The following is a 21,311-nucleotide window of genomic DNA, read 5'->3' as shown; positions in this document are numbered from 1 at the left end:
ATCACCGATCGTCTTCCCGTCCGCGGTCTTTCGTCACCGTTCGTTCGCCGTCGTCCGGTTCCTGGCCCGCTTCTTCGGCGGGGTGGCGCTCGGTTCCCGACTCGGTCATGGACTCCGCCTCCGGCTGGACCCCCTTGCCCGATCGGCCCTCGCCTTCCGGAGGTTCGTCAGCGTCGGGTTCGCCAGCGCCCGTCCCGACGTCGCGCCGTTTGACGTCCGCGAACTCGTCTTCGGTGCGCTCGTCCCGCTCGATGACGGGGACCGTGCCGCCCTGCGTCCCGGCGTCGGGATGGAGACGGATCGCCGCCGACGAGACCTCGCCGACGTCGCTCGCGTCGATCGGGACGATCTCGTCCGTGTCGGCTTCCCAATCGAGGACGGCCCTGATCGCGTCGATAGCCCCCTCCGACGCGTCGACGTACACCGTGTCGTCCGCCGCCGACGGTCGATCACCGTCGCTCGGACCGGATTGTCGACTCACTGCTCGCCGAGGTCGGCGGCCTTCTCGACTTCGCTGCGGAGCGTCGTCGAATCGAACTCGTGGTCGGGGCGCAACCGGACGAAATCGATAAACCGTCGGGCCCGGAGTAGCGTTGCCGGGTCGTATACCGTCGCGGCCGCGTCGACGGCCGCGCGAGGGCCGATGCGGGGCTCGAGCATGGCGAGGGCACAGGCGAGGTCGTACGCAGTCGTCTCGGCGACGCGATCCTCGTGGACGTTGGTCGCGTCGATGAAGTAGAGTTCGTCGTCGCAGATGAGGACGTTCTCGGCCCGGAGGTCGCCGTGGGCCAGCCCGTGGTCGTGGAGCTGGGCGAGCATGGCGAACAGTTCGGGGGCCCGGTCCTCGACGACGCTCGTCGGGACGTCTTCGAGGGACTCGAATTCCGGAAGGTACTCCAGGACGAGGACGCCGAGCCCGTTGACCTCGAAGGCCTCGATCGGGCGTGGGGCGTTGACGCCGATCTCGCGCATCCGTTTGGTCGCCTCGTACTCGTGTTCGACCATCTCGCGGGGCGTGTCGAACCGGCCGAAGAAGCCGCCCGTGCCCGACGTGAAGGCACCGACGTTCCGGCCGGTCGTCAGGACGGCGTGGACGAGCGCGTTCTGCCGGGAGACGATCTTGACGAACCACTCGTCGTCGATGACACACGGGGTCGAGAGCCAGTTGTCGGCGTCGAGGAACTCGACGCGGACGGTCTCGCGGTCGTGACGGTCCGCCAGCGTCCGGACGACGCGCTCGATGCGGCCCCACTCGACGCTGCCTCGAGCGAGCTGGCGGATGTTCATACCGGAGACAGTGGGCGCTCGGGGTTAAATGCCTCTCGAACTGTCGCGGCCGAGAGGGATTCCGTCGACCGTCCGGGCCGGGACCCTGGCCCGGAACTGGGAAGGGGCAGCGGTTACGGGGCCGGAACCGATCGATCCGCGGAACAGTATTATTTTTCCCCGTCGAAAACTATTGTCGATCTAACATGGACGCTGTCGACGACCTCAGTGACGCGATCGACGCGACGCGGAACCTGCTGACGCCGATCCAGGCGGGGACGTGGCTCAAACTCGCGATCATCGTCGTGTTCGTCGTCGGATTCGGCGCGGGCGGTCCGACGCTGCCCGGCGGCGACGTCGGGTCGTTCGCCGAGGATCCCGCTCCCGGGCCCGGACCCGAGCCAACCGTCGAAGATCTCCCGGAGGACTTCTTTCTCTTCCTGGCGATCGCGGCCGGCGTCTTGCTGATCCTCTGGCTGCTGTTCGCGTTCGTCGCCGCGATTATGGAGTTCGCCTTCATCGAGTCGCTCCGAACGACGGAGGTCCACGTTCGGCGGTACGTCCGACAGAACGTCGGCCGCGGCGCACAGTTGTTCGTCTTCCGCGTCGTCCTCACCCTCCTCGCGGCGTCGATCGTGCTGGGGCCGATCGCGTACGCGTTCCTGGTGCGGGGCACTCTCGACGCCGTCGCCGGATGGGTGATCGCGATCGCCCTGCTCGGATTTCTCGTCTACGGACTCTACGCGGTCGTGATGCGCTTTACCTCCGAGTTCGTCGCCCCGATTATGCTGCTCGAGAACCGCGGCGTCCTCGGCGGATGGCGGCGCTTCTGGGGGACGGTTACGGCGAACTGGACCGAGTACGTCGTCTACCTGCTGCTCGCCTGGATCCTCCTCGCCGTGATCCAGATCGCCATCGGCTTCGTGTTGATCTTCGGCGGCCTGCTGCTCGCGATCCCCTTCGCCGTCCTCTTTCTCCTGACGCTCGCGCTCGGAGACGTCGGCATCGTTCTCGCGATCCCGATCGCTATCGTCGCGTTGGTCACCTACATCCTCTTCTACGGGCTCGTCTGGATGCCCGTCCGATCGTACTTCCAGTACTACGCGCTGCTCTTGCTCGGCGATACGAACGACGAACTCGATCTGATCCCCGAGCAACGCGCTGCGATCCGATCGGACGGCGGTGACCTCGCAGGCCGTGCCCCCGACGACCGGAATGGCGCCGACGGGCGCTGGGGGAGCGACGATCGGGACGAGTCGGACGCGTGGGATCGCGATACCGGGTCCGACGTCCCCGACGACGACCGCCGTGACGACCCGTGGGACGACGACGAGTCGAACGAACGCGACGACACCGATCGCGGCTGGTAACGCGCTCGATCGCCGGCGGACTCGACGACCGTTTCGGCCGGGAACACGTCGGTGCGTTTAACCTCCGCCCTGGCAAGTATTGCGTATGGACTTCGACCTGCCCGACGAACACCGGATGGTCCGGGAGACCGTTCGAGATTTCTGTCAGCGCGAGATCGAACCGATCGCACAGGAGATCGAGGACGAGCACCGGTTCCCCGCGGAGATTTTCGACCAGCTCGCCGACCTCGACATGATGGGCGTGCCGATCGACGACGCGTACGGCGGGCTCGGCGGCGACACCCTCATGTACGCGCTCGTTGCCGAGGAGATTGGCCGCGTCTCCGGCTCGATCGGGCTCTCCTACGTCGCGCACACGTCGCTCGCCTCGAAGCCGATCGAACTTTTCGGCACGGAAGACCAGAAAGAACGCTGGCTCCGCCCGCTCGCCGAGGGCGAGTACCTCGGCGGCTGGGCGCTGACGGAGCCGGGCAGCGGCTCCGACGCCTCGGACATGGACACGATGGCGCGGAAAGAGGGCGACGAGTGGGTCATCAACGGCACGAAGCAGTTCATCACGAACGCCTCCGAGGCCGGCTCCGTCCTCGTCAAGGCCGTCACCGACCCCGGCGCGGGCTACGACGGCATCTCGACGTTCATCGTCGACCCCGACGCGGACGACGGCTTCGAGGTGACGACGATCTGGGACAAGATGGGGCTGAACGCCTCCCCGACCTGCGAAATCACGCTCGACGACGTGCGGCTGCCGGAGGACCGCCTGCTTGGCGAGGAAGGCGACGGCTGGGACCAGACGAAAAAGACCCTCGACGGCGGGCGGATCTCGATCGCCGCGCTCTCGACGGGGCTGGCTCAGGGCGCGTACGACCACGCGAAGGAGTACAGTACCGAACGCGAGCAGTTCGGTCAGCCGATCTCGCAGTTCGACGCGATCCGCGACAAGATCGTCGACATGCACCGCAAGACCGAGCGGGCGCGCCTGCTAACTCACAAGGCGGCAACACGGTACGACGAGGGCCAGTCGGTTACTCAGGAGTCCGCACTGGCGAAACTCGACGCCAGCGAGGCCGCCCGCGAGGTCGCCGAGGACGCCGTCCAGGTCCTGGGCGGCTACGGTTACACCACCGACTTCGCCCCACAGCGGTTCTACCGCGACGCCAAACTGATGGAGATCGGCGAGGGGACCAGCGAGATCCAGCATCTCGTCATCGGCCGCGAACTCGGCCTCTAGAGCGTGTTCCTCGCCGCCGACGACGTACCCCGTTCGGCGGTTCCCCGATTCACCGCGCCACTACGAGGGCGACGACCGAACGGCGTGACGGCGTCGGTTTCGCCGTACGCGTCCAACACCGGACGTAGCTGCCCGGCGGTTCCGTCGACGCGGCCGGCTGGTTGCGATCGGTTCGCGGCGACGATCCGATCGAACGTTCGTCACTGGCGACGGAACGGCCCGAACAGGGTCGACACCAGTGACGTCCCCGACCGACGACGCTTGCGCCGCCGGTAGGCGCGAGTTAGGTAGGCGACGAGGACGTATCCCACGACGGAGAGACAGACGGCGACCAGCAGGTTTCCGATCAGCAACTTCTGGGCGGCGATCCCGGCCGATTCGGCGGCCGTCTGGCCCGATCTGATCGATCGTGATCCGAGCAGGAGGCTACCGACCTGGAAGCTCGCGACGTAGACGACCGGTTTGACGAACGGATTGAGCACGGCGACGCTGGCGAAGATCGCGGGTTTGCTGATCCACGACCACAGCGCGGCGAATACGAAGAAGAGCCCGACGCCAAGCCCGCCCGTGGGAAGCGTCGTGATGAAGATCCCGATCCCGAAGCTCACGCCGACCTGATGAGGCGTGTGTTCCTCCCGGAACGCTTCCATCAGCGCCCGGCGGGCTCGATCGCGATACCGGGCCAGCCGCTCGCGAATCACTCAGGTTATCGATAGCCGCCGACCAGCAAAAAGATATCGTCCTCGGATCGACACGTGCGGTGACCGGTCAGCGAGTCACGGGAAGCTACCGGCTTCCTCGTAGGCGTCGGCGACGCGCTGGATCGCGACGACGTAGGCGGCGGTCCGCGGGTTGTCGAGGTCGTGAGTCTCGAGCGTCTCGACGAGCGCGTCGAAGGCGTCGACGATGATGGCCTCGAGTTCCTCGTTGACCTTCTCCTCGGTCCAGTAGAAGCGCTGGCGGTTCTGGACCCACTCGAAGTAACTCACCGTCACGCCGCCGGCGTTCGCGAGGATGTCCGGAATCACGAAGACGTCCTCCTCCTCGAGGACGGCGTCGGCCTCGGGCGTCAGTGGCCCGTTGGCGGCTTCGGAGATGACGTCCGCGGCCACGTCCGCGGCGAGGTCGCCGTCGATCGCGTTCTCGAGTGCGGCGGGGATCAGCAGGTCGACGTCCATCGTGAGGACGTCCTCGTTGGTGATCTCCTCGTCGGCGTCGTGGAAGCCGACGACGCTGCCGGTCTCGTTCTTGTGCTCTTTCGCGGCGACGGGATCGAAGCCGTCGGAGTTGTAGATACCGCCGCTGGAGTCGCTGGCCGCGACGACGGTCGCGCCCATTTCGTCGATCAACTTCGCGGCGATCCAGCCGGCGTTGCCGTAGCCCTGGACGGCGACGGTCGCGCCCTCGAGGTCCTTGTCGAGGTAGTCGAACGCCTCGCGGGCGGCGATGACCGTCGATCGGCCGGTCGCCTCGACGCGGCCCTCGCTGCCGCCGCTGGCGATGTTCTTCCCCGTGATGACGCCGGGTTCGGTGGTGTTCTCGAGGGTCTCGTAGGTGTCCTTGATCCAGTTCATCTCCCGCTGGCCCGTGTTCACGTCGGGCGCGGGGATGTCGCGGTCCTCGCCGATCAGCGGACGGAGTTCTTTCGCGAAAGCGCGGGTGAGCCGCTCGATCTCGCTCTCGGAGTAGTCACTCGGCTCGATGACGATGCCGCCCTTGCCGCCGCCGTAGGGGATCCCGACGATCGCGGTCTTGTAGGTCATCCAGCCCGACAGCGCCTTGACCTCGTCGCGGGTGACACCCGGGTGGTAGCGGATGCCACCCTTGTAGGGGCCCCGGTCGCCGTTGAACTGCGATCGGAACGCTTTGAACCGCTCGAGGTCACCGTCGTCGCGCTCGACGGTGAGGTTGGTCTCGAGCACGCGCTCGGGGTGTTTGAGCCGCTCGATCACGTCGTCGCCGATGTCGAGGTAGTCTGCAGCCTCGTCGATCTGGGACTGCAGACTTTCGAACGGGTTTGCTTCGTCTGCCATTGACTGTAGCTTCCGAGGAAACCGAAATAAACGTGACGAATGCCCCTCATAGTACATAAGTCGCAATATAAGGTATTCTGAGACCATTATATATTCGGCGTCTGTCACCGGTGAGTCGACCGGCTAACTCCTCGGTCTCGAACCCGTTCGTTCCGGGTGTCGCAGCACCGATCGGGGGGGACGTCGCCGACGACGGGAGACGGTCAGCGGTTCGGTGGCGCTCGTCGAGACGGACGCCACCGGTTCACTGCCATTCGTCCGCTGCCTCGGCGCGGTCGCGGATCCGATCGGCCTGGGCGATCAGGGGGGCGTCGATCATCTCGCCGTCGACCTCGAAGACGCCCCGGCCCTCGGCGTCGGCCGCTCGTTTCGCCGTGAGGACCGCGTGGGCCCACTCGATCTCGTCCTCGTCCGGGGTGTAAGCCGCGTTGATCGGGCCGACCTGTGCGGGATGGATCGCCAGTTTACCGTCGTAGCCGAGCCGAATCGATCGCTCGGTGTCCTCGCGCAGGTGCGCCTCGTCGTCGAAGTCTGTGACGAGCGTGTCGATCGCGTCGCAGTCGTGTGCCGCGGCCGCGACGACGACGCGCTCGCGTGCGTATAGGACCTCCGTCCCCTCGGGGGTTCGCGTCGCGCCCACGTCCGCCGAGAGGTCCTCGGCACCGAAAACCAGCGCCTCGGTCGCGGGCTGGGCCGCGATCTCCGGTGCTGCGAGGACGCCGCGCGCGCTCTCGATCAGGGCCAGTACCGGGACGGCGGCGTCGTAGGTGGCGAGTCGATCGGCGAGGTCGCGAACGTCGTCGGCGTGTCCCGCCTTCGGGAGCATCACGCTGTCCAGCCGAACGTCGGCGGACGACCCGAGCACGGCGTCGAGATCGGCCGCGATCGCGTCCGGAGTCGCGTTGACGCGCACGCAGACCTCGCAGTCGGGGTCGAAATCGGGATCGGCGAGGACCTCGCGAACGGCCTCGCGTGCCTCGTCCTTGCGCGCCGGGGCGACGGCGTCCTCGAGATCGAAGACGATCACGTCGGCCCCCGCACCGGGTGCCTTCCGGAGCATCTCGGGTCGATCGCCGGGCGTGAACATGACACTTCTGCGGACCATACGTTGTCTCCACAATCCACGACCAAAGAGCTACGCTTGCCAGTGGAGTGTGGGGATTCCGATCGATCGGTGGCGCGACGGACGCCCCTCGTTCAGCGTGAAAATTCGAACGCGCTCGCCGGAATCTTCGGATGTTGCGGTTTCCACTCTCCAGACGACGGCTGGCGACGACCCGATCGATTCGGACAGTTGAGGGAAGAGGTCCGTCGTTCAGAGCGAAACGGTACCGAGGAGACGCCGGACGGTTCTCGATGTCCGGACGGTGCGTTTACGCTGAACGAGGGGTGTGAGGAGAGCCAGTGCTGAATACGGTTGTTTCACCCGGTTCGAGGCGCTACGGCCACAGTCCGCGGGCCTCGTGGGCCGCGGCGATCCGTGAGAGCGCGACGATGTAGGTCGCGTCGCGCCACGTGACGTCGCGTGCGTCGTACTCCTCGCGGACGGCATCCCACGCCTGGAGCATCTCCGTCTCGAGTTCCTCGTGAACCCGCTCCAGCGGCCACGCGCGGCGGTTGATGTCCTGGAGCCACTCGAAGTAACTCACCGTCACGCCGCCGGCGTTCGCGAGGATGTCGGGGAGCACCGGAATCCCGCGCTCCTCGAAGATTCGATCGGCCGTCGAGGTCGTCGGCCCGTTCGCGCCCTCGACGATCAGGTCGGCCTCGACCTCGCGGGCGTTCTCGCCGGTCAGGACGTTCCCGACCGCTGCCGGGATGAGCACGTCGACGTCGAGTTCGAGCAGTTCGTCGTTCGTGAGCGATCGGGGCGCGTCGTAGCCGGAGACCATCCCCGGCGTCTCGTCGTGATCTTCGACGTCGGTCGTGTCGAGTCCGTCGGGATCGTAGATCGCCCCCTCGACGTCCGACACGGCGACGATGGTGGCCCCGATGTCGTCGAGATAGCGAGCCGCGTTGGCCCCGACGCTGCCGAACCCCTGGACGGCGACGGTCGTCTCTGCGGGATCCCAGTCGTAGTAGTTGATCGCCTCCCGCGTGACGATGCCGACGCTCCGTCCGGGCGCTTTCTCCCGGCCGTAGGAGCCCCCGATGACGGGTGGCTTGCCGGTGACGACGCCGGGTTCGGTCTCGCCTTCCTGCATCGAGTAGGCGTCCATGAACCACGCCATCGTCTGGGGCCCGGTCCCCATGTCCGGCGCAGGGATGTCTTTCATCGGTCCGATGACGGGTCGAAGTTCCTCCGCGAACCGGCGGGTGAGCCGTTCGGTCTCCTCGTCGCTGAGATCTTTCGGGTCGACGACGACGCCACCTTTCGCGCCGCCAAAGGGGAGGTCCATCACGGCACACTTCCAGGTCATCCACATCGAGAGGCCGACGCACTCGTCCTCGCTCACGCCGGGGTGGTAGCGCAACCCGCCCTTGTAGGGGCCGCGAACGCTGTCGTGGTGGGCGCGATACCCCGTGAACATCTCACGACTGCCGTCGTCGCGCTCGAGCGGGATGGTCACCCGGTAGACGTCCCGCGGGTGTCGCAGTCGTTCGACGATCCCCTCGTCGACGTCGAGGTGGGTGGCTGCCCGCTCGAGTTGGCGGCGGGCTGTCTCGACGGCACTCTCTTCTTCCGCTTCCAGTGGTGGTTCAGCTGTTGTCATGGTAGCGCCGTAGGTGTCTCGTCCCGAAGTGCGGGCCGCGGATGACCATCGGACGGCCGTCGTCTTCGCAGCGACCGTCTCCGGGTTCCGATACGAAGGGTTCCGCCACCGACCCGATAACCCTTGCTACTTCGCGCCGGTTCGTGCAATATTTGCACACCCCTCGCCGTCGCGACACGCTCGCCCGTGTGTCGTCCGCTACCGTTGCGACGTCGGCCGCTACTGGAACGTCTGGCACCGTCGTGGCGTCCGCTACCGTCGCGATCGGGTCGGCCCGTACGTGCCGGCCCCTGATTCAAGCCCGTTCCCGTGGACGATCGTCACGTGACGATCGAGAGCACCAATCCGGCGACGGGAGAAGTCGTCGACACCTTCGACGACGACTCCGGTAGCGACCGGGACGATCGTATCGAGCGCGCGACCGAGACGTTCGCGGAGTGGCGGGAGACGCCGATCGAACACCGCCAGCAACTGCTCGCCGCGGCGGGGGAGATCCTCCGGGAGAACAGCGAGAAGTACGCCACCCTGATGACCGAGGAGATGGGCAAGCCGATCGGTCAGGCGCGATCCGAGGTCGAAAAGTGCGCGTGGGTCTGTGACTACTACGCCGAACACGCCGCCGAGTTCCTCGCGGACGAATCCGTGGCGGGGGAGCCGGACGCGACGACGAAAGTGGTCTTCCAGCCGCTGGGGCCGATCCTCGCGATCATGCCGTGGAACTTCCCGTTCTGGCAGGTGTTTCGGTTCGCCGCGCCGAACCTCACCGCGGGCAACGTCGGCCTGCTGAAACACGCCTCGAACGTTCCCGGCTGTGCGCGGGCGATCGAGGACGTCTTCCGGGAGGCGGGCTACCCCGAGGGCGTCTTCACCTCCCTGCTGATCGGCTCCGACGAGGTCGACGCGGTGATCGAAGACGATCGCATCGAGGGCGTCACGCTCACCGGGAGCGACGGCGCCGGACGAGCCGTCGGCGAGACGGCCGGCAGTCAACTCAAGAAGAGCGTCCTCGAACTCGGCGGCAGCGACCCGTTCGTCGTCCTCGAGGACGCGCCGATGGAGGAGACGGTGGAGACGGCGGTCCAGGCCCGCCTCATCAACAACGGGCAGTCCTGTATCGCCGCCAAGCGGTTCATCGTCGTCGAGGACGTCTACGACGAGTTCCTTGATCGGTTCGTCGACGAAATGGACGCGCAGGTCGTCGGCGATCCGACGGACGAGGAGACAGACATCGGTCCGCAGGCCCGCGAGGACCTGATGGAGGACCTCCACGAGCAGGTCGAAGAGACGATCGACCGGGGCGGCACCCTCGAACTCGGCGGCGAACCGATGGATCGCGACGGCGCGTACTACCCGCCGACGGTGATCACGGACGCGCCCGAGGATACGCCCGCGGACCGGGAGGAACTGTTCGGCCCTGTGGCGACGGTGTTCGAGGTGCCCGACGAGGAGAGCGCGATCGCAAAGGCCAACGACACCCGGTTCGGGTTGGGTGCGAGCGTCTGGACCGCGGACCTCGATCGGGGTGAGCGGGTCGCCCGACAGTTCGAGTCCGGCCTGGCGTTCGTGAACGAACTCGTCAAGTCGGATCCCCGCCTCCCCTTCGGCGGCGTGAAGGACTCCGGGTACGGCCGGGAACTCGCCCGCGACGGCATCCGCGAGTTCGTGAACACGAAGACGATCTGGGTGCAACGCGAGGCCGGCGAGGAGACGGACATGGTCGAGTGATCCTCGCCCGCGCGCTTTCCAGACCGTTCAGACGCCCCAGGGGTACGTCTCGGGCGGCATCTCGCCGCCCTCGATCCCCAGCGGGTGCAGCGCCTCGGTTTCGTCGACGTAGACGAACGCGTCGTACCGATCGGGCAGCACCGTCGGAACGTAGTTGCCGCCCTCGTACGCCGGATCGTAGACGACGCCGATCGCGCGGTGGCCGCGCGGTTCGGCCAGCGGATCCGCGTCGTCCGCCGTGCCGTAGCCTCGGTCGAACCGGACGACGGCGTCGTCGAGGCCCGCCCGGTGGAAGACGGCCTCGTGGCTCCCCGATCGCGCCTCGGGAACGGACATCCGCTCCATCGGCGCGCCCCACTCTGCACCCGCGATGACGGTGCCGCGGTGGGAGCCGAAGCCGACGACCGCGGCGTCGGTCTCGTCCGCACAGACCTCGTCGCGGACGAGTTGGCCGAGATTGAGCCTGCCGCGATCGACCATGTCCGTCGCGCGGGCGTCGCCGACGTGGGTGTTGTGCGCCCAGACGATCCCCGGGCCGTCGTGAAAGTCGAGGAGGCGGTCGAGCGTCTCGCTCATGTGGCGATCCCTGACGTTCCAGGAGTTGGCGTCGCCGCGGGCCATCGCACGGTAGTACGACTCCGCGTTCTTCGCGACCAGCGCGTTCTGTTCGGCGGCGAAGGATTCGAGCGGGTCGTCGCCATCGTACTCCTGTTCGGCAATGTCCTCGCGAAGCGTTTGGAGGACCTCCAGCACCTCGCCCTCGCAGTCCTCGGGCACCAGCCGGATCGACTGGGCGTACTCGCGGGCGTCCTCGCCGTACGGCTCGAAACAGTGGTAGGCGTCCCGCGCGCGGGCCGCGAGGTCGGGATCGACCTCCTCGAGGTAGTCGATCACGGCGGCCATCGACTCGTAGAGGCCGTAGACGTCGAGCCCGTAGAAGCCGGCCACGTCGTCGTCCGGCCGATCGGCGTTGTGGTCGGCCAGCCAGTCGAGGAACTCGACGATCTCCCAGTTGGCCCACATCCACGTCGGCCAGCGCTCGAACCCCTCGAGGACCTCGCGCGCGCCGTCGGCGTCCGATCGCCCCGTCACGTACCGCGTCACCTCGTAGCAGTCGGTCCAGTCGCCCTCGACGGCGACGAACGCGAAGTCGTGGCGTGCGAGCAACGCGGCCGTGAGCCGCGCCCGGAGGCGGTAGTACTCCGACGTCCCGTGGGACGCCTCGCCAAGCAGGACGACGTCCGCGTCGGCGACGCCCTCGACGAGGTCGTCGAACCCGTCTCGGATCGGCGTCGCACGGTCCGCGAGGGCGGTCGCCGCTCGTTCCGAATCGCCGAGCGCCCCGGTATCGACTCGGTGTGCAGTCACGGGCCTCACCGATCGATGCTCGGGGTCGCGTCACCTTCGGCGTAGGCCTTGCGCTCGTCGGGATTCGGTCGCGGGACCGGTCCTCGGTCACTCGTCCGTCGCCGATCGGTCCGGCGGACACGTCGATCGAAGGATACGTTTTTGTAGGATCTCCGTGACTGCGCACCTATGTCCGGACTGTACTACGAGGAGTTTACCGTCGGAGAGACGATCGAACACGATCGCCGACGAACGATCTCCGAGAGCGACAACCAGCGGTTCTGCGACATGACGATGAACCAGCAACCGCTTCACCTCGACGGCGAGTTCGCCGCCGACACCCAGTTCGGCGAGCGACTGGTCAACGGTCTCTACACGATGAGCCTCGCCGTTGGAATTTCCATTCCCGAGACGACGGACGGGACGATCGTCGCGAACCTCTCCTACGACGACGTCGAACACCCGAATCCGGTCTTTCACGGCGACACGATCCGCGTCCAGTCGACGGTCACGGACAAGCGCGAGACCAGCGACGGCGAGCGCGGAATCGTCACCATGCACGTCGAGGTCTTCAAAGTCAACGATCCGGACGAACCGCTCGTCTTCGAGTTCGATCGGACCGTCCTGTCGCTGAAACGCGACCGCGCCGCGGACGCGGGGACGTGATGTCTGCGACCGACCTCGATCCCGCGGCGCTGGAGTGGCTCTCGCTCGAGGACGGCGAGGAGATCGTCTGGGCCAGCGGCCCCGATCGGCGGACGCTGGTCCCGGCGTTCGCCGTCGGAATCCCGCTTTCGATCGTCCTGATCGGGATCGTCATCATAGCAAGCGAGTACCTTCGCGTGACGAACACCCACTACGTCGTCACGAACCAGGCCCTCTACAAGAAGACGGGAGTGTTCTCCCGGGACGTCAAGCGGATCGAACACGCGAAAGTACAGGACATCTCGTACTCCCAGAGCGCCGTGGGGAACCACTTCGGCTACGGGACGGTCGAGGTCAGCACGGCGGGCGGTTCCGGGGTCGAACTGGCGTTCCAGTCCGTTCCCGACCCGCGGGCCGTCCAGGGACGGATCAGCGACCTCGTCGATCGCGGCGGACGCGGGTCGAGAGACGAGGAACCGGTCGACGACATCCTCGCCGAGATCCTCACCGAACTCCGTGCGATCCGGGAGGCTGTCGAGGAATCGGAGTCGAATGCACGCCCGGATCGACCCGGGGACGCGCGCTCGAACTCGGACGATCCCCGGTCCCCGCGATGACGACTCCCGACCGACGATCGGTCGCCGAGCGCGACGGGACAGCCGCCGACCGGGACGTCGCGTGGCTCGCACTCGGGGACGGTGAGGCGATCCGCTGGCAGGGCGGGCCGCGGGTCCAGACCGTCTACCCGTGGGTCGCACTCGCCGTCGTGGGGACCCTCGTGATCGGCGCAGCCGTCGCACTCGAGGTCCTCTCGCCGCTGGGGCTGCTCTGGCTTCCGGTCCTCGCCGCGCCGGCGTGCTGGCAGTACGCCCGCGTCTCCCGAACGACGTTCCTGATCACGAACCGCCGGGTCGCCGTCAGAACGGGAGTCCTCGGCGTCACCGTCCGCGTCGTCGGACTGGAACGCGTCCAGAACACGAGAATCACCCAGAACCCGATCGGCCGACTGATCGGCTACGGACGGGTCACGATCGAGACCGCGGGTGGCTCGGAACTCGTCTTCTGGAACGTCGAGACGCCGGCCGACGTGCGAGCCAGGCTCGAAGCCCAACGCGACGGAACTGCCTCCGGGACGTTCCCCGGCACCAGCGAGCAGTGGGCGGCCGTCCTCGCGGAGGTCCGGGAGTGGCGTCGCACCCTCGATCGGTCCCGGTGAGCACCTGCGATCGACTGCTGAATCGGTGCCCCGATAGCGCCGTGCAGGACCGATTCGCCGCTGCATGCCTCTCACTGCCTCACCATCGGCAGGGTTTTTGTTCATCGCTCTGGTGTCGGGATTATGACGAACCCCTTCCCGGCGACGATCGAAACCGATCGGTTCGGCTCGAGGTCCTGCGACCCGAGACGGTCGACGTGTTCGACCTCTACGAGATCTGTTCGTCGGACCCGGGGATCGAAGAGGTCACCGAGTACGTGACGTAGAACCCACACCGGACGCTGAAGGAGGCCGTCGATCACGTGGAGCGCTCGGCCGAGCGCTCCGAGTCGAACGAGGGTGCGTCGAGGAGCGAGGATCGGAGGGGCGCCGCGTTCACGTCACCGTCGCGATCATGTAGACGTTGACGCAGACGGCCACCGCCCACGGGAGGGCGAGACCGGCGGGGACGACCGCCCGGTAGGCTGCCGGGAGGAGCGGGCGACAGAGCAACCCGACCCCGATCGCGACGCCTTTCAGTGCGAGCATGCCGGCCAGCCCGTGGCTGGAGATCGCACCGCGGGCGATCGGGTTCGACTCGCTGAGGCCGAGGTGTAAGCCGACGAACGTCGTCACGACGTCGCCGACGAGCGACAACCCGACGACGATCCAGAGTACACGCTCCAGTTCGACGGGCGTGACCTCACCGGGCAATCGGCGGCGCAGGGACGCGCCGTCGTAACTCATAAGCTCTCGATCGGAGTCGAACCGATCGCGACCGCGCCACCGGAGAGCGTGCGGGATCGCCGCACGCGCCGGTTCCACCACTCGCGGTATTGTTATTGCAGCCGTAGGGCGATCGGCGGGAGAAGTAATCAGGAACAACTGAGCCGAACCGATCGGTATCGAGGGATTTCGTCGTCCGATCTCTCGAAGCCGTCGGTCGTACTCCGCGTCTGGGGCCCGAAGCTGGCGCGCGGGAACGCGGCCTCAGATGATCGTGCCGTGTTTCTTGCTCGGCAACTCCTTCTCGACGTCCTCGTAGAACGCAAAGCGGGCACCGAGTTCCTCGCGTAGCGTACTGGGCGGCACGATCTCGTCGATGACCACGTCGCTGGCCATTCGATGGACGTCGATGTCCTCGCGGTAGGCCTCGCGTAGCTCCTGTTCTTTCCGCTCGCGTTCCTCGGGATCGTCGATCTCGGAGAGCTTGCGAGCGTAGACGGCGTTGATCGCCGCCTCGGGACCCATGATGGCGATCTCGCCGGACGGAAGGCCGATGACGCTCTCGGGGTCGTAGGCCGGGCCGCCCATCGCGTAGATCCCCGCGCCGTAGGCCTTGCGCACGATCACCGTCTGCTGGGGCACGGTTGCCGCCGAGGTCGCGTAGATCATCTTCTTGCCCTGCTCCAAGATGCCGTCTTTCTCGACCTGGGAGCCGGCCATGAAGCCGGGCGTGTCACAGAGATAGAGGATCGGGACGTTGAACGCGTCCGACTTCCAGATGAACTCCGCGGCCTTCTCGGCCGCGTCGGGGAAGATCGCTCCCGCGCGGTGGGCGGGCTGGTTCGCGACGATCCCGATCGGCCGGCCGCCGATGCGGGCGTAGGCGGTGATGATCTCCTCGCCGTAGTCGGGGCGCAATTCGAAGTACGACCCCGCGTCGACGAGCCGATCGATGACGTCGGTCATGTCGTACCCTCTGTTCGGGTGCTGTGGGACGACGCTGTCGATTCCGGCGGGCGATTTCGCCGGCTCGATCGGGTCCCGGCGAGGCGGCTTCTCGTCGGCGTTGTCCGGCAGGTAGGTGATCAACTGGGCCACGAGTTCGCGGGCGTGTTCCTCGTCCCGCGCGACCAGGTCGGCGGAACCGGACTCGCGCGCGTGGACGGCTGGGCCACCGAGCTCCTGCAGATCGATGTCCTCGCCGGTGACCATCTGAACCATCCGGGGGGAGGCGATCGCCATCGCGGACATCCCTTCGACCATGATCGTGAAGTCGGCGAAGACGGGGGTGTAGGCCGCACCGGCGATACAGGGGCCGTAGAGGACGCAGATCTGTGGGACTCGCCCGGAGAGCATCGAGTGGTTGTAGTAGTACTTCCCGATTCCCTCGCGGTTGGCGAAGAAGCCGGTCTGCTGGTCGATCCGGCCGCCCGAGGAGTCCATCAGGTACAGCACCGGCCGGCCCGTCTTGAGCGCGCGCTGTTGCATCCGGAGGAACTTCTCGACCCCCTTCTCGGCCATGCTCCCGCGTTTGACGGTGTAGTCGTTGGCCATGAAGTGGACGTCTCGTCCCTCGAACGTCGCGGCACCCGTGATGAGACCGTCCGCCGGGAGGCGATCGTCGGTGTCCGGGTCCGCACCGCGGGGATGCCAGTCGTCGAACGCCGCGAACTTGCCGTCCTCGAAGAGGAACTCGTCGTCCTCGCCGCCGAACCAGTGCTCGAGTCGATCCCGGACGAACAGTTTCCCCTCCTCGGGCAATCCCGCTCGATACTTCTCGGGGCCGCCTTCGAGGATGTCCGCGATCTCCTCCCGGAGCAGCGCTTCGCGTTCGGTCGGGCCCAGTTCGTCGCCGTCCGCCGCGACGTCGTCCGCCGGTGTCGACGCGACCTGCTGTCCGCTCGCGCCCGATCCCGGTGACGGCTCCGCGTCGTACTCGTGAACTGCCAGCGGATCGTCGTCGCTGCCGACGTACACCTCGACCGTGTTCCCGACGTGCTCGGCGAGCGCGGCGGCAATTGCCGACGCCTCGTCGTCCGAGGCCCCTGCCGCGATTCGGACTTTCATGGCAAAATTTGTGACCGCCCCGCTACAAGTCGTTTTCCCTCGGCGGTCGTCGGTCGGTGAACGACATCGTTCATCACCGATAACGAAACGTACGTGGACTCCCAGTCCCGTCGGAACTTCCCCTTTCCGTCGCGTCGGCAAGTGCCACGCGAGACGGTCGGGGATAGAGAGACCGGTTCGCGCCGAATCGATCACCGCTGATCGGTCGGAGTTCACCACGAGCAGGTGAGATGAGGTGGATCGGGGATCGAGGGGGCGCGAACCGATCGGAAGTGAGTTCGTCTGCCTCCGTGGTCACCAGCACGGAGACGTCTCTCAGTGTAGGGGCCTCACACACGAACGCTCGCCTGTCGTCGTTCACACATTATAATGGGAATCGGACTGCCGACCGCCGTTCCGATTCGTCGCGGTTCCTCGGCAGGTGCAGGCACAATCACTATCGTCGATTTCGCCGAGTATTTCACCACTACCGGCGAGTAGCTGAAGATTAGCTTTGGCGTGGGGCGTCCATCGGTATACGAGCCCACGAATCGATATCGACGACATGCCTGACACTCAGACCGGACACGTAGAACAACAACTGGCGACGATTCGCGATCGACTGGACGCGGGAATGGACCGCCGCGAGTTCCTCCGAACCCTCGCCACCGGTGGCTACGCGATCGGAATGGCACACCTGCTCGGGGTCGACGACTTCCTCGGCGCCGACGACGGCGAAGTTCCCATCGTGACGGCCCTCTCCCGGTCCGATCCCGACGACCCGTGGTCGCTCGAGGAACGAACGCGGCACGTACCCGTGGAGTGGTACACGGCCGTCGAGAAGGCGATCGAACTGAACGAACTGCTGGCTCGGGTCGCGTTCACCGGCTATCTCGGCAGTGCCGTCGTCCCCGGGGACTACGACAGCGGCACCGCCACGGTCTCGGTCGGTGTCTCCAGCAACGCCGACTCGATCGAGCAGTTTCTCGACGAACTCGCGGACGGAATCTCGATCGACGTCGAGACGATCGTCGACATTCAGGAGCTCGAGGACGGCCTCGAATCGCTCGAACCGCGCGTCGTCGACTCCCTCGCGGACCAGACCGTCCCGAGCGGCGTCGCCTGTGAAACCCCCTCGAGCCTGGCGACGCTCGGCCCGGCGATGTACCATCCCGACGACGAACAGGAGTTCTTCGTGACGGCCGAACACGCGTTCGAAGACCTGCGGGCTGGCGAACTGTCACTTCCGATTCAAGGGGCGGAACGGATCGATCTCGGCACCGTCGAGTACGCCCACGCGGTCGAAGACGTCGTCGCGGTGGAGCCAACGGGCGAGTTCAGCCCCTCGAATCGTATCGACGCGCCGACGCCGGTCCGGGTCCGGGGCCAGTTCACCCGCTGGGGGCTCGCCGACCTCGTCGCGCGCGGGGCACAGCTCGAGAAGGTCGGTGCCCTGACCGGCCACACGGTCGGTCGGATCCAGGGAATCGACGCCGTCACCTGTTTCACCGACGAGTTCTGTCGGAGCGGCCAGATTCGCTGGGGCGGCGAGATGGACCTGACCGACGGCGACAGCGGGTCGGTGAGCTACCACCCCGATCCCGACGGCGAGGACGGCGACGTCCTCATCGCGGGGTTCAACAACGCCCGAACCTGGTGGCCCGGCCAGAGCTACGTCTGGGGCGTCGCCGCCTACAAACTGACCGAGCAGTACGGCTATCACTTCTGAGTACGCATCATGGAACCCACACGCGTCCACCACCCTGAACGGTCATCGATCCCCGGTTTCACGGGTCCGAACTGGCACCGATCCGCGAGCGCCACCGGTTCGAGCGAGGGCCCTCCCGATGAGTAACGATCGAACCCGATCGAGTCGACGCGGAACCGGACGCAGCGTCGTGAGAATCGGGACCCGGCTCTTCGTCGACTTCCTCATCGTTAGCCTCTGGGTCGTCTTCGTGACGCTGGTCTTCCTCGCGACCGGCTGGCCCCAGTGGGCGTTCTACGCTGCGCTCATCCTGGGCGTCGGCGGCTACGTCCAGTTCACCGCCGGGTGGGGGTGACGCCGCTCACCGAGTGCGCGACGGAGGTGACCGGCGATCCGGTGGCCGGAGAGACGAGAGGCGGACGTGAGGCGTGGCCGCCCGCCGCGTGCGAGGCGGCCGGCGCGAGAGCTACCCGAGCGTCGACTCGAGCCGATCGATCAACGCGGCGGAACCGACGTGCAGCGGCGTTCGCTCGTGAAGCTCGTCGGGGTCGACGGAGAGCAGCGACGTCTCGCCGTTCGAGGACCGGCCGCCGGCCTGCTCGACGACGTAGCCGATCGGGTTCCCCTCGAACTGCAGGCGAAGCTTCCCCTCGGGGCGGGACTCGAGGCCGGGATAGCCGAAGATGCCGCCGTAGGTGAGCACCTGGTTGACGTCGCCGATCATGGCCCCGCTGTACCGGAGTTTCAGTTCGTCCTCGATCGTCCGTGCGTACTCGCGGAACTCGTCCGGCCAGTCCGGGACGCGGCCGCCGAAGCCGTAGACGACGGGGTCATCGGGTAAGGTCACGTCCCGCCGGACGACGGTCCGTTCGCCGCCGGTCAGTTCGTACTCGGTGACGGTCTCGTCGGTCGCGACCACCATCGTCGTGATCGGCCCGTAGAGCACGTACCCCGCGGCGACGATCGTCTCTCCCCGTGCCGGCACCCGGGCGTCGTAGATGCCGAAGATCGTCCCCATCGAGTTGTTCGACCTGAGGTTCGACGACCCGTCCAGCGGATCGACCGCGATCGCGTAGGTGTCCGACTCGGTGGCGGGGTCGCCGCCACAGTCCATCGGCTCGGGTCGCTCCTCGCTGGCGTACTGTCCGACGCCGTCGATCGACGAGAGCCGATCGGCCAGCAGGTCGTCGGCCCAGACGTCGGCCTCGACCTGGGTGTCGCCGGTGGGGTTTTCCTCGTCGACCGTGCCGCGACGGCCGACCAGACCCTGCCGGATCTCGGTGGCCGTTCTGCTGACCGTCGCGACGGCGTTCTCGACGACTGGATCCGACACAGTCACGGTTACGCCTCGAGTGCAGCGTCGGCGGTTTCCTCCTCGTAGATGACCCGTTCGAGCGCGTCGAGGATGCGGGTGGGGTCCTCGCGCTGCCAGACGTTGCGGCCGACGGCGAGCCCCTTGCAGCCGGCGTTGACGGCGGCCTCGACGGTCGAGAGGAACTCGTAGTCGGAGGTCTTGGAGCCACCGCTCATGACGACCTTCATGTCACCCGCGGCCCTGCAGGCGTGTTCCATCGCCTCGGTGCTGCCGGGGTACTTGACCTTCGCGATGTCGGCACCCAGTTCGAGGCCGATGCGGGTCGCGTACGAGATAGTGGACGGCTTGGTGTCGTTCTTCAGTCCCTGTCCGCGCGGATACGACCACATGACGACGGGGAGGTCGTAGTCGCGGGCCTGCTCCTGGACCTCGCGGAACTCCTCGTACATCTCGACCTCGTGATTCGACCCGCTGTAGACGGTGAAGCCGACGGCGTCGGCACCGAGTTCGACGGCGTAGTCGACCGAACAGTTGATCGCCGAGTCGGGTTCGCCCATCCACATGTTCGAGGTCCCGTTCAGTTTCGCCAGCAGGTTGACGTCGTCCTCGTAGCTGGGGTAGTACCCCTCCGCGATCCCCTTCTGGACCGCCATCGCGGTAACGGCGTCGTGGGTCGCCGTCTCGAAGACCGTCGACGGATCCAGTTTCTCCGGGACCTCCTCGAAGTCGACGGGGCCGTGTTCGAGACCGTGATCCATCGCGAGAATCAGTGACTTGCCGTCGCGAACGATCGGAGAGTCGTCGATCGGAATCATCTGGTAGATGGTCCACGAGGCCGCTATATATCTCTGATGGTCCGGATTATCGAAATTACTCATTCCAGTAGTAAAGATGCGCGCGTAGCGTCGCGATTCCCGTTACCGGGATCGAATACTGCGGGCGAGACTGACGACGGGCCGGGTCAGGAATCCGCTATCCGATCGGTACTCGCGGCGTAATCGGGGGCCGGCCAACACCCGCTGCGTTCGTCACTCGTACCGCGACCGGGGACCGTGGCCGGCATGCGCTACGTTACCGATTTCGAACGGGTCGCGAACGGCACGCATCGGCGCGAGTCGCGGACGTCACGCGTCGACCAGTTCGCGCGCGTTGTGTCGCCAGAAGCGGACGTGAAGGACGTCGAAGTCGAGCGCCTTCGCGATCGCGAAGGCGTCGATCGTCGCCAGCCGCTCTGCCGACACGACGCCAGCCTCGGCCAGCCGATCGGCGTCGTCCGGGCCGACGCCCACGACGGCGGTAACCGGCGTCGGTTCCGGATATGGCCGATCGGTGGGTTCCTCTCGCACGACGTCGAGGTCGCGGGATTCGGTGTAGTCGAACGACTGCCAGTCCTCGTCCCCGCTGACGGCGATCCACTCGCGCTCGGCGGCGCCCAGCCCCCGGATCTCGGTCGATCGGCGATCGAGGTCGCCGTCGTTCTCGAACGACCACGGGAGCGAGAACCGCCGCCGGAGGTCGTCCGCCACCGGTTCGTCGACGCCGGCGTCGAGCAGCATCCGGTAGGAGTACTCCTTGCTCGCGACCGCGTCGGGATCGACGTCGGCCGCCTCGAGGGACGTCCGCTCTGCCGGTTCGATCCCCGGGTCGACGCTGTCCGGCGTCGATCCCATGCCGAACACCAGTCTGGTCGCGGAGACCGTGTCCCCGTCTCGACCGGCTGGCGCGTCCGCCGTCACGTCGGCGGTTCGATCGACCGTTACGTCCCGCTGCAAATCGACGGCCCGGTCGGCACCCGCGTCGGATTTTCGATCGGATCGCCCGTCGGCGTCTGGATCGCTGTGTACGAATTCCTTGCTCACGCGATTCACCGGTTGTCCGTAGCTCACACTCTCTCGTCTTGAAAGTTACCCCGTTTTCGCCCCGGACAAAACGTCAGACGGGCGTCATTCGAGTTGGGACTTCGGAACGTTACCGGGTTCGCACCCGTCTGATC

The 21,311-nt window shown here is 66.7% G+C and carries 20 protein-coding genes; 8 read left to right on the top strand and 12 right to left on the bottom strand.

Annotated elements, in window-relative coordinates:
• Nucleotide 1: 1 nt before the first annotated feature.
• Nucleotides 2-481, bottom strand: a complete 480-nt coding sequence (locus MUG98_RS04800) for a hypothetical protein (RefSeq protein WP_265111015.1) — start codon at nucleotides 479-481, stop codon at nucleotides 2-4.
• Nucleotides 478-1,287, bottom strand: coding sequence for an RIO1 family regulatory kinase/ATPase domain-containing protein (locus MUG98_RS04795; RefSeq protein WP_265111014.1), 810 nt, complete (start codon nucleotides 1,285-1,287; stop codon nucleotides 478-480). Before MUG98_RS04795 ends, MUG98_RS04800 begins: the two co-directional genes overlap by 4 nt.
• 185 nt (nucleotides 1,288-1,472) lie before the next feature.
• Between MUG98_RS04795 and MUG98_RS04790 the strand changes: the two genes are divergently transcribed.
• Together MUG98_RS04790 and MUG98_RS04785 are read left to right on the top strand one after the other, a co-directional pair.
• Complete coding sequence (locus MUG98_RS04790; RefSeq protein ID WP_265111013.1) at nucleotides 1,473-2,636, top strand: DUF7544 domain-containing protein; 1,164 nt, start codon at nucleotides 1,473-1,475, stop codon at nucleotides 2,634-2,636.
• 85 nt (nucleotides 2,637-2,721) lie between these two features.
• Nucleotides 2,722-3,864 carry an acyl-CoA dehydrogenase family protein gene (locus MUG98_RS04785; protein WP_265111012.1) on the top strand — a complete coding sequence of 381 codons (1,143 nt, stop codon included), beginning with the start codon at nucleotides 2,722-2,724 and terminating at the stop codon, nucleotides 3,862-3,864.
• A 200-nt stretch (nucleotides 3,865-4,064) separates the two neighbouring features.
• On the opposite strand, the gene MUG98_RS04780 is transcribed toward MUG98_RS04785, so the two are convergent.
• The 4 genes from MUG98_RS04780 to gdhB all read right to left on the bottom strand — a co-directional run bounded on the left by MUG98_RS04780 (nucleotide 4,065) and on the right by gdhB (nucleotide 8,611).
• Nucleotides 4,065-4,565, bottom strand: a complete 501-nt coding sequence (locus MUG98_RS04780) for a DUF2062 domain-containing protein (protein WP_265111011.1) — start codon at nucleotides 4,563-4,565, stop codon at nucleotides 4,065-4,067.
• 75 nt (nucleotides 4,566-4,640) lie between these two features.
• Nucleotides 4,641-5,897, bottom strand: coding sequence for a Glu/Leu/Phe/Val family dehydrogenase (locus MUG98_RS04775; protein ID WP_265111010.1), 1,257 nt, complete (start codon nucleotides 5,895-5,897; stop codon nucleotides 4,641-4,643).
• A gap of 244 nt (nucleotides 5,898-6,141) precedes the next feature.
• Nucleotides 6,142-7,002, bottom strand: a complete 861-nt coding sequence (locus MUG98_RS04770; RefSeq protein ID WP_265111009.1) for an HpcH/HpaI aldolase/citrate lyase family protein — start codon at nucleotides 7,000-7,002, stop codon at nucleotides 6,142-6,144.
• A gap of 334 nt (nucleotides 7,003-7,336) precedes the next feature.
• Nucleotides 7,337-8,611: a glutamate dehydrogenase GdhB gene (gene gdhB / locus MUG98_RS04765; protein WP_265111008.1), complete on the bottom strand. Its 1,275-nt coding sequence runs from the start codon at nucleotides 8,609-8,611 to the stop codon at nucleotides 7,337-7,339.
• Nucleotides 8,612-8,935: 324 nt separating this feature from the next.
• Here gdhB and MUG98_RS04760 point away from each other — a divergent pair, with 324 nt between their 5' ends.
• Nucleotides 8,936-10,336 (top strand): NAD-dependent succinate-semialdehyde dehydrogenase, encoded by a 1,401-nt coding sequence (locus MUG98_RS04760; protein WP_265111007.1) that lies wholly within the window; start codon nucleotides 8,936-8,938, stop codon nucleotides 10,334-10,336.
• A gap of 27 nt (nucleotides 10,337-10,363) precedes the next feature.
• On the opposite strand, the gene MUG98_RS04755 is transcribed toward MUG98_RS04760, so the two are convergent.
• Nucleotides 10,364-11,704, bottom strand: coding sequence for an erythromycin esterase family protein (locus MUG98_RS04755; protein ID WP_265111006.1), 1,341 nt, complete (start codon nucleotides 11,702-11,704; stop codon nucleotides 10,364-10,366).
• A gap of 168 nt (nucleotides 11,705-11,872) precedes the next feature.
• Here MUG98_RS04755 and MUG98_RS04750 point away from each other — a divergent pair, with 168 nt between their 5' ends.
• Genes MUG98_RS04750 through MUG98_RS04740 form a run of 3 tightly spaced genes read left to right on the top strand, consistent with a single transcriptional unit; the run spans nucleotide 11,873 to nucleotide 13,544 of the window.
• Nucleotides 11,873-12,349: a MaoC family dehydratase gene (locus tag MUG98_RS04750; RefSeq protein ID WP_265111005.1), complete on the top strand. Its 477-nt coding sequence runs from the start codon at nucleotides 11,873-11,875 to the stop codon at nucleotides 12,347-12,349.
• Nucleotides 12,349-12,945, top strand: a complete 597-nt coding sequence (locus tag MUG98_RS04745; protein ID WP_265111004.1) for a PH domain-containing protein — start codon at nucleotides 12,349-12,351, stop codon at nucleotides 12,943-12,945. The genes MUG98_RS04750 and MUG98_RS04745 overlap by 1 nt, the downstream gene beginning before the upstream one ends.
• Nucleotides 12,942-13,544 (top strand): PH domain-containing protein, encoded by a 603-nt coding sequence (locus tag MUG98_RS04740; RefSeq protein ID WP_265111003.1) that lies wholly within the window; start codon nucleotides 12,942-12,944, stop codon nucleotides 13,542-13,544. The genes MUG98_RS04745 and MUG98_RS04740 overlap by 4 nt, the downstream gene beginning before the upstream one ends.
• A gap of 375 nt (nucleotides 13,545-13,919) precedes the next feature.
• Here the strand turns inward: MUG98_RS04740 and MUG98_RS04735 are convergent, their stop codons facing one another.
• A complete protein-coding gene (locus tag MUG98_RS04735; protein WP_265111002.1) occupies nucleotides 13,920-14,270 on the bottom strand; it encodes a DUF5658 family protein in 351 nt (116 codons plus the stop codon).
• Nucleotides 14,271-14,513: 243 nt separating this feature from the next.
• On the bottom strand, nucleotides 14,514-16,316 hold the full coding sequence (locus tag MUG98_RS04730; RefSeq protein ID WP_265111001.1) for an acyl-CoA carboxylase subunit beta: 1,803 nt from the start codon (nucleotides 16,314-16,316) through the stop codon (nucleotides 14,514-14,516).
• 544 nt (nucleotides 16,317-16,860) lie between these two features.
• On the opposite strand from MUG98_RS04730, the gene MUG98_RS04725 reads away from it, so the two are divergent.
• Complete coding sequence (locus MUG98_RS04725; RefSeq protein WP_265111000.1) at nucleotides 16,861-18,024, top strand: hypothetical protein; 1,164 nt, start codon at nucleotides 16,861-16,863, stop codon at nucleotides 18,022-18,024.
• 118 nt (nucleotides 18,025-18,142) lie between these two features.
• On the top strand, nucleotides 18,143-18,358 hold the full coding sequence (locus MUG98_RS04720) for a DUF8119 family protein (RefSeq protein ID WP_265110999.1): 216 nt from the start codon (nucleotides 18,143-18,145) through the stop codon (nucleotides 18,356-18,358).
• A gap of 111 nt (nucleotides 18,359-18,469) precedes the next feature.
• Here MUG98_RS04720 and MUG98_RS04715 read toward each other — a convergent pair whose 3' ends face one another.
• The 3 genes from MUG98_RS04715 to MUG98_RS04705 form a co-directional block, all read right to left on the bottom strand.
• A complete protein-coding gene (locus tag MUG98_RS04715) occupies nucleotides 18,470-19,342 on the bottom strand; it encodes a class 1 fructose-bisphosphatase (RefSeq protein ID WP_265110998.1) in 873 nt (290 codons plus the stop codon).
• A gap of 2 nt (nucleotides 19,343-19,344) precedes the next feature.
• Complete coding sequence (locus tag MUG98_RS04710) at nucleotides 19,345-20,133, bottom strand: class I fructose-bisphosphate aldolase (protein WP_265110997.1); 789 nt, start codon at nucleotides 20,131-20,133, stop codon at nucleotides 19,345-19,347.
• A gap of 309 nt (nucleotides 20,134-20,442) precedes the next feature.
• Entirely contained in the window at nucleotides 20,443-21,204 is a 762-nt protein-coding gene (locus tag MUG98_RS04705; protein ID WP_265110996.1) for a DUF7409 domain-containing protein, read from the bottom strand.
• Between the last annotated feature and the right edge of the window lie 107 nt (nucleotides 21,205-21,311).

This window comes from Halosolutus halophilus (assembly GCF_022869805.1).
Classification (GTDB): domain Archaea; phylum Halobacteriota; class Halobacteria; order Halobacteriales; family Natrialbaceae; genus Halosolutus; species Halosolutus halophilus.
Note: the sequence above shows the minus strand (reverse complement) of the source record. Positions and strands in the feature narration are given on the sequence as shown.

Excerpts from the sequence above, each read along its gene's own strand:
- MUG98_RS04795 (WP_265111014.1), bottom strand. The coding sequence starts at position 1,287 with ATGAACATCCGCCAGCTCGCTCGAGGCAGCGTCGAGTGGGGCCGCATC.
- MUG98_RS04790 (WP_265111013.1), top strand. The coding sequence starts at position 1,473 with ATGGACGCTGTCGACGACCTCAGTGACGCGATCGACGCGACGCGGAAC.
- MUG98_RS04785 (WP_265111012.1), top strand. The coding sequence starts at position 2,722 with ATGGACTTCGACCTGCCCGACGAACACCGGATGGTCCGGGAGACCGTT.
- MUG98_RS04775 (WP_265111010.1), bottom strand. The coding sequence starts at position 5,897 with ATGGCAGACGAAGCAAACCCGTTCGAAAGTCTGCAGTCCCAGATCGAC.
- MUG98_RS04770 (WP_265111009.1), bottom strand. The coding sequence starts at position 7,002 with ATGGTCCGCAGAAGTGTCATGTTCACGCCCGGCGATCGACCCGAGATG.
- gdhB (WP_265111008.1), bottom strand. The coding sequence starts at position 8,611 with ATGACAACAGCTGAACCACCACTGGAAGCGGAAGAAGAGAGTGCCGTC.
- MUG98_RS04750 (WP_265111005.1), top strand. The coding sequence starts at position 11,873 with ATGTCCGGACTGTACTACGAGGAGTTTACCGTCGGAGAGACGATCGAA.
- MUG98_RS04745 (WP_265111004.1), top strand. The coding sequence starts at position 12,349 with ATGTCTGCGACCGACCTCGATCCCGCGGCGCTGGAGTGGCTCTCGCTC.
- MUG98_RS04740 (WP_265111003.1), top strand. The coding sequence starts at position 12,942 with ATGACGACTCCCGACCGACGATCGGTCGCCGAGCGCGACGGGACAGCC.
- MUG98_RS04735 (WP_265111002.1), bottom strand. The coding sequence starts at position 14,270 with ATGAGTTACGACGGCGCGTCCCTGCGCCGCCGATTGCCCGGTGAGGTC.
- MUG98_RS04730 (WP_265111001.1), bottom strand. The coding sequence starts at position 16,316 with ATGAAAGTCCGAATCGCGGCAGGGGCCTCGGACGACGAGGCGTCGGCA.
- MUG98_RS04725 (WP_265111000.1), top strand. The coding sequence starts at position 16,861 with ATGCCTGACACTCAGACCGGACACGTAGAACAACAACTGGCGACGATT.
- MUG98_RS04720 (WP_265110999.1), top strand. The coding sequence starts at position 18,143 with ATGAGTAACGATCGAACCCGATCGAGTCGACGCGGAACCGGACGCAGC.
- MUG98_RS04710 (WP_265110997.1), bottom strand. The coding sequence starts at position 20,133 with ATGATTCCGATCGACGACTCTCCGATCGTTCGCGACGGCAAGTCACTG.